This window comes from Cytobacillus sp. FSL K6-0265 (genome assembly GCF_038003465.1).
Classification (GTDB): domain Bacteria; phylum Bacillota; class Bacilli; order Bacillales; family Cytobacillaceae; genus Cytobacillus; species Cytobacillus stercorigallinarum.
In genome coordinates this window covers 3,264,301-3,278,948 of sequence record NZ_JBBOPE010000001.1, presented here as the reverse complement: position 1 = coordinate 3,278,948, position 14,648 = coordinate 3,264,301, and the positions used below count along the sequence as shown (strand labels likewise).

Genomic DNA, 14,648 nt, shown 5'->3' with positions numbered 1-14,648 from the left:
AAAAAAAGGAGTTATTATGAATGCCTGAATTACCTGAGGTAGAAACAGTAAGAAGAACTTTAGAAGAGTTGATTATCGGGAAAACCATTGACCAAGTGACAGTACACTGGCCGAAAATGGTGAAAGAACCAGACGATGTTGTTCAATTTGCAAAGGCGTTAGAAGGTGAAACATTTAAAGCGGTTGCGCGTCGAGGGAAATTTTTGATCCTTTATACGGATGATTTAGCCCTTGTTTCTCATTTGCGAATGGAAGGGAGATATGGGGTATATCCGAAATCGGAAACGATTGATAAACATACACATGTGATTTTCTCCTTTACAGATGGAACAGAGTTAAGGTATAAAGATGTGCGCAAATTTGGCACCATGCATTTATTTAAACGCGGTGAAGAGCTCGGCCAACTTCCGCTATCGCAATTAGGTGTAGAACCTTTATCAGATGCTTTTTCTCCAGAGATATTACAACTTTCATTGAATAAGACAGCAAGACCTATTAAGGCAGCTCTCTTGGATCAAAAACTAATTGTAGGCTTGGGTAATATATATGTCGATGAATCTTTGTTTAAAGCAGGTATTCATCCAGAGCGCTCTGCTAAAACATTAACAAAAGAGGAAGTAGACAAACTTTATCGGGAAATTAAAGCAACACTGTCTGAAGCTGTTGAACGAGGGGGCAGTACGATACGTTCGTATGTGAACTCCCAAGGCCAAATAGGGTTATTTCAGTTAGAGCTTTTTGTGTATGGTCGTCGTGGAGAGGACTGTAAAGTTTGTGCTACACCGCTCGAGAGAATCATTGCCGGTGGACGTGGAACCGTTTATTGTCCACATTGTCAGCCAAAAATAAAATAATTATATTTTCTTTTGTCATCTAAGCCTAGATTATAGATAACATTGGATGGGCTTCTTCCATATAATATGTTAGCCATTTCATGGAAGGAGCTCTTTTATATGACGCAAATGATGACACTTATTATACTAGCTATAGCTGTTAGCTTAGATAGTTTTAGTGTAGGTTTAACGTATGGATTAAGAAAAATGAAAATTCCAATTAAATCAATTTTAATTATTGCTTGTTGTTCAGCCTTTACTCTCCTCATTTCAATGGGAATTGGACATACAATAGCAAAGTTTATCTCGCCTACCTTTGCAAATAGTATTGGCGGTATCATCCTTATTCTATTAGGTGCTTGGGTACTGTATCAGTTTTTCCGCCCTGAAAAGGAAAAGGATAAGGATGCCCTCCCACATGAGAAAATTCTTTTGAATTTTGAAATCAAGTCTCTTGGTGTAGTTATTAACATTTTAAGAAAGCCAATGGTAGCCGATATTGATAAATCTGGTACAATTACTGGTATTGAAGCCTTTTTATTAGGGTTTGCTTTATCACTTGATGCCTTTGGTGCAGGTATTGGAGCGGCTATGCTTGGGTATTCCCCCTATTATTTAGCTGTATGTGTGGCGGTTATGAGTTCATTGTTTGTTTTCGGTGGGATGAGTATTGGCTCGGTATTTTCTAAATCTCAGTGGATGCAACGGTGTTCGTTTATACCAGGATTAATTTTAATTATACTTGGAATCTGGAAAATTTAATTTGATAAAAAAGGTGTGAATGTTAAAATGGCAGTAATTATCGGACTCACTGGTGGTATTGCAAGCGGCAAGAGTACAGTATCCACCATGTTAAAAGAAAGAGCGATTACAGTAATAGATGCAGATGTTGAAGCGAAACGAGCAGTTGAAAAAGGTGAGCCTGCTTATGATGAAATTGTCTCCCATTTTGGTCAAGAGATTCTGCTTGAAAATGGGGAGATTAATCGTCAAAAATTAGGCTCCATTGTTTTTTATAGTGAAGAGGAAAGAATGAAGCTCAATAGTATTGTCCATCCGGCTGTAAGGAGAAGAATGAACGAGCAAAAAGACGAAGCCGTTGCTAATGGTGAAAAAATGGTCGTTTTAGATATTCCGCTCTTATTTGAAAGTAAACTCACATATATGGTGGATTACACCGTTTTAGTATATGTGAATAAAGAAAATCAGCTTCAGCGTTTAATGAAGAGAAATGGATTTGATGCAAATGAAGCGAATGCACGTATTCGATCACAAATGCTATTGGAAGAAAAAGTGCAACTAGCGGATTTCTTAATTGATAATAATGGCGAACTTGCAAGTACAGAGAAGCAATTAGATGATTTACTGTTACAATTAAAAGATAAACAGTAAAACACAATTACAACTTAGACTTCTTGTTTCAGAAGTAATATTTCAACCCTTTTCGTCCACAATAATAAGTGGATGTTTTTTTGCCACTAAAGAAATATAGCTGTAGCGATGGCCTTTTTACGTAATGTCACGCGTTTTATTGCTTCTTTACACACGCGATATTTCTGAATAGTGGAACTTTAAAATATCCGCAATTTGCTCATCACATTTTGTGGTTAATATGTTATACTATTAGCATGAAAATGGTTAAAAAAGTATAACATTTATACGGAAGGGGCCGTAAGATGAAGGCGAAAATAGCGATTAATGGGTTTGGGAGAATAGGACGAATGGTGTTTAGAAAGGCCATTCTTGATGATACATTGGAAGTAGTAGCAGTAAATGCTAGTTATCCACCAGAAACTTTAGCACATTTAATTAAATATGATTCAACACATGGTGCATTCCAAGGCGAAGTGATTCCCGAAGATGATGCGCTTGTAGTGAACGGAAAAAGAGTTCAATTACTTAGCAATCGTAACCCTGAGGAACTTCCTTGGAAACAAATGGAGATTGATATTGTTGTTGAAGCTACAGGTAAATTCAACTCTAAAGATAAAGCGATGCTTCATTTAAATGCAGGTGCTAAGAAAGTTGTTTTAACGGCTCCAGGGAAAAATGAAGATGTAACAATTGTGATGGGTGTTAATGATGAAGCGCTTAACATTGCTGAACATGATGTTATTTCTAATGCTTCTTGTACAACCAATTGTTTAGCGCCAGTGGCAAAAGTATTAGAAGATAAATTCGGGATTGAAAACGGTTTAATGACGACTGTACATGCTTATACAAATGACCAAAAGAACCTTGATAACCCACATAAGGATCTTCGCCGTGCTAGAGCTTGTGCGCAGTCAATCATTCCTACATCAACAGGAGCGGCGAAAGCATTGTCTCTTGTATTACCACAATTAAAAGGTAAGTTACATGGTATGGCTCTGCGCGTGCCAACGCCAGATGTATCACTTGTTGATTTAGTTGTTGATTTAAAGCGGGATGTAACAATTGATGAAGTAAATGCTGCGTTTGAAGATGCGGCACAAAATGAATTAAAAGGCATTTTAGATATAACAGAAGAACCACTTGTTTCAATTGATTTTACAACAAATCCACACTCTGCCATTATTGATGGACTGTCCACAATGATGATCGGTGAGAACAAAGTAAAAGTTTTAGCTTGGTATGATAACGAGTGGGGTTATTCTTGTCGCGTAGTTGATTTAGTGAAATACGTGGCGGAAGAGTTAAATAAATCTGCAGTGAACGCATAATTTGATGTAGGCAATCCTTTTAAAGGATTGCCTATTTTTTTACATTCTTACTAGAAAGCTAAAAAGAAACTAAAGTGAATACTTCATAAATTATCACCTATACAGTCAATTCTTCAAAATCAGAATGTTTGTTTGTCCTGATGTAAATTTTTTAAGATGATGACTAAAAAAGTTTGAATAAATTGTGACATTTTCCTTGGCTAACGAAGGGGATAAACGTTGATAATAACAATGATTCACTACTTTCCTTCATGTGAAGATGTAATTATAATTGAAATTCACTTAAATAAATTTTCTAGGATTTATTGCAAAAGAACATTAAACAAAGTATACTAAAAATCGTGAACTTCTCAACGAGTAAGGCGCTAAATGGCTACTTAAAGGGTTAGGACCTCTTTGGACTAACTTTCCCCCGTGGTAGTTATATGCTTTACCCAGTAGAAATTCATGTCAATTAGTAAAGGGGGAAATTTGAATATGGAAACAATGGGTCGTCACGTCATCTCAGAGCTTTGGGGATGCGATTTTGAAAAATTGAATGATATGTCATTTATTGAGCAAACATTTGTAGCAGCTGCACTAAAATCAGGAGCAGAAGTGCGAGAGGTGGCATTCCATAAATTTGCACCACAAGGTGTAAGTGGGGTTGTCATTATTTCAGAGTCGCATTTAACTATACACAGTTTTCCGGAGCATGGTTATGCAAGCATTGATGTTTATACTTGCGGTGATCTTAATCCTCATATCGCAGCTGACCATATCGCAGAAGCTTTAGGTGCTGATACACGTGAGAATATAGAAATTCCTCGTGGAATGGGTCCTGTTCAAGTTAAGAACGCAACAAAAGCCAATGTGTTATAATAAAGAAGTTTTCAAGAGTGCAAGCGAATCATTGCACTCTTTTTAATATGAAAAAAACATATCTACTTGTACTGACAACTCCTTTTTTATATGATAGTAAGTAAAGATACATTTTAGGAATGTAAAGAAGAGACGGAGTTGATTGTATGAAATGTCCTTCATGCCAACATAATAATACTCGTGTGCTAGACTCTCGTCCTGTTGATGAAGGTAAATCGATACGAAGACGAAGAGAATGTGAAAAATGTGGTTATCGGTTTACAACTTTTGAAAAGGTAGAAGAAATTCCTTTGATTGTCGTGAAAAAAGAAGGAACAAGAGAAGAGTTTAGCAGAGAGAAAATATTGCGTGGACTAATAAAAGCTTGTGAAAAACGACCGGTTGCATTAAAAAGACTCGAAGATATCACTTTTCAAGTTGAAAAGGAATTAAGAAGCAACGGAGTTTCAGAAGTAAAAAGTGATGATGTTGGCGAAATGGTCATGGACAGGCTAGTGAAGGTTGACGATGTTGCCTATGTTCGCTTCGCTTCTGTTTATCGTCAATTCAAAGATATTAATGTATTTATAGAAGAGCTAAAAGAGTTAATGAAGAAGGAACAAGCGTAAAGGTGAGCAAATAGGCTAAAGGTGAATTTAGCTTCTTTGCTCATTTTTTTCAACATATGAAAGAAAGAAGGTATTTTTCATGGCCCAGCATTGGACTGAAGTCATCCCAAGTGATCATTATACAGTGGCTTTAAATGGGCTGTTACATGACTACGATCGGAAAATCTTAGTATTTCTTTATCAGCCACTTATTGGGACCATTGCGTATAGTTTATATATGACTTTATGGATGGAAGTAGAGGAAAACCGTATTTGGTCATCATCTTCGCGTAACCATCATGGACTGATGAGTATGATGGACCTAAGCTTGAAAGAAATATATGAGGCAAGAAAAAAACTTGAAGGAATCGGTTTGTTAAAAGTGTATGTAAAAGAAGGAGAAAATCGTGAATTTATTTATCAATTACAACCACCCCTTTCTCCAAGTACATTTTTCCTAGATGGCATGCTCAATATCTTTCTTTACAAAAAAATCGGGAAAACGCAATATACGAGACTAAAGCGCTTTTTTAGTGATGAGGAGTATTCAAACCTTCATTCTGACTATAAGGAAGTAACAACCGCCTTTCATGAGGTTTATACATCTGGGCAACAGATCGCTAAAGAATATAATGATGATTTATCTATTTCTCCAAAGGGTGAATGGGTAGATAGAATGGAATCGGTGAAGATTCAAATTCCATGGCAAACATTTAATTTTTCGTTATTAGAAGCGGGCCTTAGTGAGTCGCTTGTCCCTCGAAAAGCACTTACGCAAACAGTAAAAGATGCCATTAGTAATTTAGCGTTTTTATATAATATTGATGTCATGGAAATGAAGAATATTGTTATAAGCGCGATGAATGAAGATGATGAAGTTGAGATGGATGAATTGCGAAAATCGGCAAGGGATTGGTATCAAATGAACCATCGTGACGAACTGCCATCATTAATCACGCAAACTCAGCCTGTTCATAGTCTTTCAATAACTGAAAAGCCAAAAAGCAAAGAAGAGGAGCTTATTCATTACTTTGATACAACTTCTCCTATTCAATTTTTGAAAGATTTATCTGGAGGTGCAGAACCTTCTAAAACCGAAATAAAAATACTTGAAGATGTGATGTTTCATCAGAAGTTGCCTCCTGGCGTGATGAATGTCTTGATTGATTATGTGATGCGTAAAACAGATAAAAAGCTGACAAAGGCATATGTGGAAACGATTGCAAGTCATTGGGCGAGAAAGAGTATTCAAACTACAGCCAATGCCATGGCTTTGGCGAAAAAAGAACATCAACAATATTTAAAATGGGCAGAGAATAAAAAAGTAGGAAAGCGTTCTTCAAAATCTAATACGAAAAAAGCTGTGACGAGAACAGAGCTTTTACCTGATTGGTTTGAAGAAGAAACGAGTGAAAATAAGCCTGTCCAACAGAAGCAGGAGCAGAAAGATGAACATTTAGATCTTAATATGAAAGAATTTCAAGAACTGATGAAAAGAAGAAATGGGGGTGGACAATAAGTGGAAAGAATCAATGATACGCTTAAAAAACTCGCTGGTAATCAAGATTTTAAAACGAGATATGAAAAGCAACGAGCAGAAACATTAAATGATCCAGATGTCCGTGCTTTTTTGACGGCACATAAGGATGAACTATCAGCAGATATGGTTGAGAGAAGCTTAATTAAATTGTATGAATATAGCAAGCTAAGTAAGGAATGTAATCGTTGTCCGAGCTTAGGTAGTTGTATCAATTTTATGCAAGGCTACCACCCAGAGCTCGTCATTGAACGTGGACTGATTGATATTAAATATGATAAATGTCCAAGAAAGCAAATCTATGATGAAAAAAGAAAAAATGAGAAATTGATTCAGAGTTTGTATGTACCTAAAGATATACTAAATGCCACTTTTGATACGGTGTACAACGATGATGGCAAAAGAATGGAGGCAGTTAATAAAGCTCTTAGTTATTGTATGAACTTTAAAAAGGGTGATGGTCAGAAGGCATTATATTTATATGGCCAATTTGGTGTCGGTAAATCTTATTTATTAGGTGCAATTGCTAATGAACTTGCACTGAAGCAAGTTTCATCAATGATTGTTTATGTGCCAGAATTGTTTAGGGAATTGAAAAGCTCGATTAGTGATTCGACTTTAAATGATAAACTTGAAGCGATTCGAACATCATCTGTCCTTATGTTTGATGATATTGGTGCAGAAACGATGTCAAGTTGGACAAGGGATGAGATTTTGTCACCGATTCTACAATATCGTATGCTTGAAAAGTTACCGACCTTTTTTACATCGAATTTTGATTATAAAGGACTTGAGCATCATCTTACCTATAGTCAACGAGGGGAAGAGGAGCGGATGAAGGCGAGAAGAGTGATGGAAAGAATCAAGTATTTAACCGATCCTGTGCTTGTTGAAGGACCGAATCGCAGAGTTTAGGAAAGATAATTTTCAATAGTTTTTCTTCATGACTTCTATTTTGGCCAAGTCTCCCATATATATGAATCAGATAATATTAAGGGGGGATTTGGTTGATAGAGATCATTTTCCGGAATAAGCACGAAGCCGAGGAGCTGTTTCAGCACGCAATCCGGATTCAGAACTATACGGAAGGCGAAACGACAATTCTTCATAATGAAGGTCAATATATAGTAAGAATGTATCCTGAGCAATGTAGTGGACGGTCTATTGAAGAAGTGAAACGAACATTTTATGCTTTTTTAATGGAGAGTAAATGCGATAGTTGGTTTAGAAAGATAATGGCTGAGAAGTTTTATTATCAAGATTCGGAAGAACAACAACAAATCCTTGAAATCATTCATTCCATATTAGAAGGGCAAAGAGAAGATTTATCTACTTTTTTACAGAGAGTGGATATGTATGAGCAATTACGAGCGGCTATAGATCGCCTAGTGCATGATGATATCTCTTTTTCCTATGATGCTTTTATAAAGTTCCGTCTTAAACCGCTTTTAGACGATATGACTAAGTATGTCGAGCTGTCCATTGATGAATATAAAATGGAACAGGAATATCAAATGTTTATTCAAACGTTAAGAGACTTTATTAAGGATAGAGAAAATAAGTACCCTACCATTCACTTATATCTAGGAGAAGAAGTCCGCTTTTTTAATCAGGATTTTGAAGAGCTTTCTCGAATGGACCTAACGGCAATGATGGATCGAAGGTTATTAATTAATCACCCTGTCTATGTAGATTCAGTTACAATCGCACCATTACTCTCAATCGCTCCTAAGGAAATATGTTTATATAGTGAAAACGAAGAACAACCTTTAGTTCGTACAATTAAAAATATCTTTGAAGAAAGATTGGAAACCCTTCATATAAGTGAATTTAATCTGCGTAAACAGCATGCGTGTAAAAATATAAGTGAACCCTCTTGATTTTCCGTAAATTAAAAACTATAATACTTACATATTGAAATTATCAATGAACAGTAATGATAAGGATATGGGTATTCTTTTACGGTTTATAGAGAGGGAAGACAAGGCTGCAATCTTCCTAACACGAATGGAATGCTTACCACCTTTGAACTCCAATACGTAAAGATGTCTATGGCTTCGATTAAGTATTGGCGGCGACAAGACCGTTAACTTGCTACGAGTCACTTATTTAAAGTGAGAAGTAGGGTGGAACCACGTGTATATGATACTCGTCCCTTTTTTAGGGGCGAGTTTTTTATTTTTTCAAAAACAAGGAGGAATTTATGATGTCAGAAATGATTAAAGTTTCGTTTCCAGATGGAGCAATAAAGGAGTTCTCCAAAGGAACAACAACGGAAGAAATTGCATCATCAATCAGCCCTGGCTTAAAAAAGAAAGCCATAGCAGGTAAAGTGAATAATGAATTATTCGACCTTCGTCGTCCAATTGAAGAGGATGCGGCTGTGGAAATCATTACCCAAGGCAGTGATGAGGCGCTTGAAATTATGCGTCACAGTTCAGCCCACTTAATGGCACAAGCAATTAAGCGTTTGTATAAAAATGTTAAATTAGGTGTAGGTCCAGTTATTGAGAGTGGTTTCTACTACGATATCGACATGGAGGAGTCATTAACACCTGATGATCTACCGAAAATCGAGAAAGAAATGAAGAAAATCATCAATGAAAATATTGAGATTGTTCGTAAAGAAGTAAGCAGAGAAGAAGCTTTAAAAATCTATGAAGAAATTGGCGATGAATATAAAATTGAATTGATTGGCGCCATTCCTGAAGGCGAAACAGTTACTCTTTATGAACAAGGTGAATTCTTTGACCTTTGTCGAGGTGTCCATGTTCCTTCTACAGGGAAGATTAAAGAATTTAAGCTTCTAAGTATTGCTGGCGCATATTGGCGTGGAGATAGCGACAATAAGATGTTACAACGTATATATGGTACTGCATTCTTTACGAAAGATGACTTAAAGGAGCACTTGCGTTTGCTTGAAGAAGCAAAAGAGCGTGATCACCGTAAAATTGGTAAGGAATTAAGCCTCTTTACGAACTCGCAAAAGGTTGGACAAGGTTTACCGCTATGGTTACCAAAAGGCGCGACTATTCGTCGTAATATTGAACGTTATATCGTTGATAAAGAAGTGCGTTTAGGCTATGACCATGTATACACACCAATTATGGCAAATGTAGAACTTTACAAGACTTCAGGACACTGGGATCACTATCAAGAAGATATGTTCCCTGTAATGAAAATGGATAATGAGGAGCTTGTTCTTCGTCCAATGAACTGTCCTCACCATATGATGATTTATAAACAAGGCATCCATAGCTATAGAGAATTACCAATCCGTATCGCTGAATTAGGTACAATGCATCGTTATGAGATGTCTGGAGCATTATCAGGATTGCAACGTGTGCGTGGTATGACATTAAATGATGCCCACCTATTCGTTCGTCCAGATCAAATTAAAGAAGAATTTATTCGCGTTGTCAATTTAATTCTCGAAGTATACAAAGACTTTGACATTAACGACTATTCTTTCCGTCTGTCTTATCGCGATCCTGAGGATACTGAAAAATACTTTGATGATGATCAAATGTGGGAAAAAGCACAATCAATGTTAAAAGAAGCAATGGATGAAATTGGTTTGCCATACTATGAAGCAGATGGAGAGGCGGCATTCTACGGTCCTAAGCTTGATGTCCAAGTAAAAACAGCGCTAGGTAAAGAAGAAACTTTATCAACTGTTCAGTTAGACTTCTTGCTTCCTGAACGTTTTGACTTATCTTATGTTGGGGAAGATGGCAAGCCGCATCGCCCTGTTGTTATTCACCGTGGTGTTGTTTCTACGATGGAACGTTTTGTTGCTTTCCTTATCGAAGAATACAAAGGTGCATTCCCAACATGGCTAGCACCTGTTCAAGTGCAGGTTATTCCTGTTTCTAATGATATCCATTTTGATTATGCGAAAAAAGTAAAAGAAGACTTACAACTTGCAGGAATTCGCGTTGAAATCGATGATCGTAATGAAAAAATGGGTTATAAAATTCGTGAAGCACAAATGCAGAAAATCCCATATATGCTCGTTGTCGGCGACAATGAAGTAAGTGAACAGGCGGTTAATGTACGTAAATATGGGGAACAAAAATCAGAAACGATTTCCTTCAATGAATTTAAACAATTGATTGAGAAGGAAGTTCAAAGAGGATAAAAAATTATTACAGACAAAGTGTTTGATTGTACCAAGGGCCTTTTTCCGTGTCTTAACTTCACATCATTTCATGCATGTTGTTGAGCTGGATAAAGGTGGGTACAAAAAAAATTCAAAAATTGTTGCCAAACACCGCAACTTTTGATATCATTTTCTATGTTGTGAAAAAACAATTCCATTTGACAAACATTATGCTTTGTGATATAGTTTCTAAGGTAATTTGAATACAGTTTGAGTAAAGAAGAAGCACCCGCTTCTCACCTGATTGACGCTTTTAGGCAGTTAGCAGGTTTACGTGAATTTTAACATTGTACGTAATGTGTGGGTGTCTTCACCCGCACTTTTTTATTTGCCTTAATCGTAATCATTCGGTGCAGCTGGAAGCTTCTTTAAGAAAAGTGACCCAAACATTGTGTTCATATAAAACCATGGAGGTGTCTAACTATTAGCAAAGATATGTTGTTAAACGAGGGTATCCGCGCCCGTGAAGTTCGTCTTATTGACCAAAATGGCGAGCAACTAGGAATCAAATCTAAAAATGAAGCGCTAGAAATAGCTGCACGTGTAAATCTTGATCTTGTTCTTGTAGCACCGAATGCAAAGCCTCCTGTAGGCCGTATCATGGACTATGGTAAGTTTAAGTTCGAGCAACAGAAAAAAGAGAAAGAAGCACGTAAAAATCAAAAAATTATCAGTGTTAAAGAAGTTCGTCTTAGTCCAACAATTGAGGAACATGACTTTAATACAAAGCTTCGTAACGCAATCAAATTCCTTGAAAAAGGCGATAAAGTAAAAGCTTCTATTCGTTTTAAAGGTCGTGCGATTACGCATAAGGAAATTGGACAGCGTGTTCTTGTTCGATTTGCAGAGGCTTGCTCTGAAGTCGCAACAGTTGAATCTCATCCGAAAATGGATGGCCGAAGCATGTTTATGATACTTGCACCTAAAAACGAAAAGTAAGAGGAGGAATTCCACATGCCAAAAATGAAAACACACCGTGGTTCTGCTAAGCGTTTTAAAAGAACAGGATCTGGAAAATTAAAACGTTCTCACGCTTACAGAAGCCATATGTTCGCGAATAAATCTCAAAAACAAAAACGTAAGCTTCGTAAAGGTACTCTTGTGTCTACTGGTGATTTCAAGCGTATCCGCAATATGTTAGTAGGTCTTAAGTAAACTCGCAAACTAGGAGGGAAATATTATGCCACGTGTAAAAGGCGGTACAGTTACTCGCAAACGTCGTAAAAAGGTATTAAAATTAGCTAAAGGTTATTACGGTTCTAAACATACATTATATAAAGTTGCTAACCAACAAGTAATGAAATCTTACAACTATGCTTATCGTGATCGTCGTCAGAAAAAACGCGACTTCCGTAAGTTATGGGTTACTCGTATTAACGCAGCTGCTCGTATGAACGGTCTTTCTTATAGCCGTTTAATGCACGGTTTAAAACTAGCTGGTATCGAAGTAAACCGCAAAATGCTTGCAGAATTAGCTGTTTCTGATGCAAATGCATTCGCAGAATTAGCAAATGTTGCAAAACAAAACCTTTCTAAATAAGAAAGTTTAAAAGTCGCTCTTTCGGGGGTGGCTTTTTTTGTTATGGAAGGGCAATAAACCGTTCTACAATCAATCCTCCTTTTTTAGAGGGTGAAAAGTAAAGAAGTGAGCATATTGGCATAGTGATGACCTTAGCGAATGGTCAGAACAATATACCGCATCCTACTTATAAGATGCCATCTACCTACCTTATTAGCTATAATAGCGATAACGAAATGAGAATAGGAGCGTAAAAAGTAATGTTAGTAATGGTAATCGTGTTTTTGATGATGAATTGTATTGCAGCAATCATGATGAAAATAGATAAAAGAAAAGCGCAAAGGGGGGAATACCGCATTAGTGAGCAGAATCTATGGCTGGTTGCTCTTTTCTTTGGAGCTATAGGGATGACTTGGGGAATGAGGCGTTATAGACATAAGACGAAGCATTTTTCCTTTAAATACGGTCTCCCTTTTTTATCTATAGTACAGTTGATATTCCTTGTTTACTTCATAATGGAGTGAGTGAGCATAATTTTATTGCTCTTGCCATATGATGTACTAACATCCAAGAATCTTGTAGTTCATGGAAGGTGGGCGTATATCAGGTGAATGAACATCTTGCTCTTGCTAAGGGGATTATTGAGACAGCAGGTATACTCGCGCCATTTGCGTTTATTTTGTTTCACATTTTGCGGCAGTTCCTTTTTATCCCTGTGCCACTTGTTTGTATTGCCGGTGGCGTCTTATTTGGCAGTTTATTTGGTAGTATCTTATCTCTAGTTGGGTTAATGTTATCTTGTTTATTTTTTTATGTATTGATTTATCAGCTCCCGACCTTTCATGAAAAACTGTCTCATTTAAAAAAGAAATGGTTTGGAGAATATCGTAATTTAACCATTGGCCAAATTTCCATTCTCCGTTTGATTCCATTTATCCATTTTCATTTACTTAACTTTTGCTTGCTAGAAAAAAACCCGAAATTTCGTGATTTCTGCAAAGGTGCTTTGATAACAAATATTCCATTAGCTATTTTTTATACTGTGTTTGGTGAATTTATCAGTAGATTTACACCAACAATGATTGTGATGATCTTACTCTCTTTATCCATTCTTCTTTATCTAATTAGAGAGAAAGTGACTGTGATAAAATGGCAAGAATTTTTTAAAGCAACGAAGGTGAAAAAAGTTTCTTAAATGAAAGGTTAGGGTCGTGGATCCTGACCTTTTTGTTTATTGGCTAAAGAGAGGGGAATGTTTTGATTGTAGCAAAAGAGGCATATACCAATTGTAGTAAATCTATTACCTGTCTATTTAGGGAAATAAAATCTAACCCCAACAAAAAAATTTGTTGGGGTTAGAAGTTTGGGCTCTTTCATTGATTACGCTTTTTATCCATCAGCTCTTTCACGGGGCTCTTCCAGTCGATTTTTGCATTTATATAATGGGTTTTTAATTTGCCTTCGATAAACATAAAGTCCTCACCAACAAGTCCTTGTAATTCTGATGGCTGATGAGGCCAAATAAAAATTGAAACCACATCAAAGGAATTATCTGTTGTACCTAAATATTTTTCCCCTTCAAACATAACCCCTTTATAAGTAATAAAGAAATTTTTCTGAGCGTTATTTGCGTCGTCATAAAAAAAGTATTTTTTTTGCTTATGGGCTTTTTCTAATTTACGCATCGGATTTGTAACATACTTAACGGCGCTATATATGAGCAAAATAATCAAAATGATCAGTAATAGACGAATGATCAATAACATAAAGAATACTCCTTTATACATTTTTTAAGTGTTTACGAATAAGACTGAAAAAGGTTTCAACTTTGTTTAAATTTGTTATAATTTTTTTGTTATGAAAAAATAATTGGCTTTTCAATTGAAAGAAAGCCTGAGGGACATTTACGGTTTATATACCCATTAGTAAGTATTTCATGCAACACGATGAACATATTCTAAAATAAGATGAGGGATAAACAATGACAAACATATTAAACATTAAATTGATACACAATGATGCTAAAATGCCTTATCGTGCAAATGAGGGTGACGCAGGGCTAGATTTGTTTTCAATTGAAGAGGTAATCATACCATCAGGACAGTCGGCATTAATTAGCACAGGTATTCAGATGGAGTTACCAAAAGGGACGGAAGCACAAGTAAGGCCAAGAAGTGGTTTAGCTTTAAAACATAGTGTAACGGTTTTAAATAGTCCAGGAACGATTGATGAGGGCTATAGAGGAGAAGTGAAGGTCATCTTGATTAATCATGGAAAAGAAGACTTTCACGTAGAAAAACATATGAGAATTGCCCAAATGGTGATAGCGCCAGTTTTCCATGTTGAACTTGCACAAGTGAGTGAGTTAACAGAATCAGAGAGAAACAGCGGCGGGTTTGGTTCCTCCGGAAAATAAGTTAGGTACCGCTTGTTAACACATATATGTA

The 14,648-nt window shown here is 36.4% G+C and carries 17 protein-coding genes and 2 other annotated features; of the genes, 16 read left to right on the top strand and 1 reads right to left on the bottom strand.

From position 1 onward, the window contains the following. The first annotated feature begins 20 nt into the window (after positions 1–20). The 15 genes from mutM (at position 21) to MHH73_RS16475 (ending at position 13,396) form a co-directional block, all read left to right on the top strand. On the top strand, positions 21–854 hold the full coding sequence (gene mutM / locus MHH73_RS16545; RefSeq protein WP_191810047.1) for a DNA-formamidopyrimidine glycosylase: 834 nt from the start codon (positions 21–23) through the stop codon (positions 852–854). A 99-nt stretch (positions 855–953) separates the two neighbouring features. Continuing rightward, complete coding sequence (gene ytaF / locus MHH73_RS16540; protein ID WP_191810049.1) at positions 954–1,595, top strand: sporulation membrane protein YtaF; 642 nt, start codon at positions 954–956, stop codon at positions 1,593–1,595. 27 nt (positions 1,596–1,622) lie between these two features. Further along, entirely contained in the window at positions 1,623–2,225 is a 603-nt protein-coding gene (gene coaE, locus MHH73_RS16535) for a dephospho-CoA kinase (protein WP_341068181.1), read from the top strand. A 284-nt stretch (positions 2,226–2,509) separates the two neighbouring features. Beyond that, a complete protein-coding gene (locus tag MHH73_RS16530; RefSeq protein WP_191810054.1) occupies positions 2,510–3,535 on the top strand; it encodes a glyceraldehyde-3-phosphate dehydrogenase in 1,026 nt (341 codons plus the stop codon). A gap of 477 nt (positions 3,536–4,012) precedes the next feature. Next, positions 4,013–4,396, top strand: a complete 384-nt coding sequence (speD, locus tag MHH73_RS16525; RefSeq protein ID WP_191810055.1) for an adenosylmethionine decarboxylase — start codon at positions 4,013–4,015, stop codon at positions 4,394–4,396. Between the two features lie 146 nt (positions 4,397–4,542). After that, positions 4,543–5,004: a transcriptional regulator NrdR gene (gene nrdR / locus MHH73_RS16520; protein ID WP_191810057.1), complete on the top strand. Its 462-nt coding sequence runs from the start codon at positions 4,543–4,545 to the stop codon at positions 5,002–5,004. A gap of 79 nt (positions 5,005–5,083) precedes the next feature. Then, a complete protein-coding gene (locus MHH73_RS16515; protein WP_191810059.1) occupies positions 5,084–6,502 on the top strand; it encodes a replication initiation and membrane attachment family protein in 1,419 nt (472 codons plus the stop codon). Beyond that, positions 6,503–7,435, top strand: coding sequence for a primosomal protein DnaI (gene dnaI, locus MHH73_RS16510; protein ID WP_341068174.1), 933 nt, complete (start codon positions 6,503–6,505; stop codon positions 7,433–7,435). It abuts the gene before it with no gap. 92 nt (positions 7,436–7,527) lie between these two features. Further along, a complete protein-coding gene (gene ytxC / locus MHH73_RS16505) occupies positions 7,528–8,400 on the top strand; it encodes a sporulation protein YtxC (protein ID WP_191810063.1) in 873 nt (290 codons plus the stop codon). Positions 8,401–8,447: 47 nt separating this feature from the next. Beyond that, positions 8,448–8,680 (top strand) — a binding site (T-box leader). Positions 8,681–8,726: 46 nt separating this feature from the next. Continuing rightward, positions 8,727–10,661: a threonine--tRNA ligase gene (gene thrS, locus MHH73_RS16500; RefSeq protein WP_191810065.1), complete on the top strand. Its 1,935-nt coding sequence runs from the start codon at positions 8,727–8,729 to the stop codon at positions 10,659–10,661. Positions 10,662–10,893: 232 nt separating this feature from the next. Next, positions 10,894–11,014: a sequence feature (ribosomal protein L20 leader region), on the top strand. Positions 11,015–11,117: 103 nt separating this feature from the next. Further along, positions 11,118–11,621 (top strand): translation initiation factor IF-3, encoded by a 504-nt coding sequence (infC, locus tag MHH73_RS16495; protein WP_191810067.1) that lies wholly within the window; start codon positions 11,118–11,120, stop codon positions 11,619–11,621. A gap of 15 nt (positions 11,622–11,636) precedes the next feature. Beyond that, positions 11,637–11,837, top strand: coding sequence for a 50S ribosomal protein L35 (gene rpmI / locus MHH73_RS16490; RefSeq protein WP_095372326.1), 201 nt, complete (start codon positions 11,637–11,639; stop codon positions 11,835–11,837). A 25-nt stretch (positions 11,838–11,862) separates the two neighbouring features. Then, positions 11,863–12,222 carry a 50S ribosomal protein L20 gene (rplT, locus tag MHH73_RS16485; protein WP_095372327.1) on the top strand — a complete coding sequence of 120 codons (360 nt, stop codon included), beginning with the start codon at positions 11,863–11,865 and terminating at the stop codon, positions 12,220–12,222. Positions 12,223–12,461: 239 nt separating this feature from the next. Further along, positions 12,462–12,725 carry a DUF1294 domain-containing protein gene (locus tag MHH73_RS16480; RefSeq protein WP_445662528.1) on the top strand — a complete coding sequence of 88 codons (264 nt, stop codon included), beginning with the start codon at positions 12,462–12,464 and terminating at the stop codon, positions 12,723–12,725. Between the two features lie 83 nt (positions 12,726–12,808). Further along, complete coding sequence (locus tag MHH73_RS16475) at positions 12,809–13,396, top strand: TVP38/TMEM64 family protein (protein WP_191810071.1); 588 nt, start codon at positions 12,809–12,811, stop codon at positions 13,394–13,396. Positions 13,397–13,574: 178 nt separating this feature from the next. On the opposite strand, the gene MHH73_RS16470 is transcribed toward MHH73_RS16475, so the two are convergent. After that, the gene (locus MHH73_RS16470) at positions 13,575–13,967 is read right to left on the bottom strand and encodes a sigma-w pathway protein ysdB (protein ID WP_191810073.1); all 393 of its coding nucleotides are present in this window, start codon (positions 13,965–13,967) and stop codon (positions 13,575–13,577) included. A gap of 215 nt (positions 13,968–14,182) precedes the next feature. Between MHH73_RS16470 and dut the strand changes: the two genes are divergently transcribed. Then, entirely contained in the window at positions 14,183–14,617 is a 435-nt protein-coding gene (gene dut / locus MHH73_RS16465) for a dUTP diphosphatase (RefSeq protein ID WP_341068168.1), read from the top strand. Positions 14,618–14,648 lie beyond the last annotated feature (31 nt).

Bases quoted from the DNA above. Each gene is read 5' to 3' on its own strand.
- mutM (WP_191810047.1), top strand. From the start codon at position 21: ATGCCTGAATTACCTGAGGTAGAAACAGTAAGAAGAACTTTAGAAGAG.
- ytaF (WP_191810049.1), top strand. From the start codon at position 954: ATGACGCAAATGATGACACTTATTATACTAGCTATAGCTGTTAGCTTA.
- coaE (WP_341068181.1), top strand. From the start codon at position 1,623: ATGGCAGTAATTATCGGACTCACTGGTGGTATTGCAAGCGGCAAGAGT.
- MHH73_RS16530 (WP_191810054.1), top strand. From the start codon at position 2,510: ATGAAGGCGAAAATAGCGATTAATGGGTTTGGGAGAATAGGACGAATG.
- speD (WP_191810055.1), top strand. From the start codon at position 4,013: ATGGAAACAATGGGTCGTCACGTCATCTCAGAGCTTTGGGGATGCGAT.
- nrdR (WP_191810057.1), top strand. From the start codon at position 4,543: ATGAAATGTCCTTCATGCCAACATAATAATACTCGTGTGCTAGACTCT.
- MHH73_RS16515 (WP_191810059.1), top strand. From the start codon at position 5,084: ATGGCCCAGCATTGGACTGAAGTCATCCCAAGTGATCATTATACAGTG.
- thrS (WP_191810065.1), top strand. From the start codon at position 8,727: ATGTCAGAAATGATTAAAGTTTCGTTTCCAGATGGAGCAATAAAGGAG.
- infC (WP_191810067.1), top strand. From the start codon at position 11,118: ATGTTGTTAAACGAGGGTATCCGCGCCCGTGAAGTTCGTCTTATTGAC.
- rpmI (WP_095372326.1), top strand. From the start codon at position 11,637: ATGCCAAAAATGAAAACACACCGTGGTTCTGCTAAGCGTTTTAAAAGA.
- rplT (WP_095372327.1), top strand. From the start codon at position 11,863: ATGCCACGTGTAAAAGGCGGTACAGTTACTCGCAAACGTCGTAAAAAG.
- MHH73_RS16480 (WP_445662528.1), top strand. From the start codon at position 12,462: ATGTTAGTAATGGTAATCGTGTTTTTGATGATGAATTGTATTGCAGCA.
- MHH73_RS16470 (WP_191810073.1), bottom strand. From the start codon at position 13,967: ATGTTATTGATCATTCGTCTATTACTGATCATTTTGATTATTTTGCTC.
- dut (WP_341068168.1), top strand. From the start codon at position 14,183: ATGACAAACATATTAAACATTAAATTGATACACAATGATGCTAAAATG.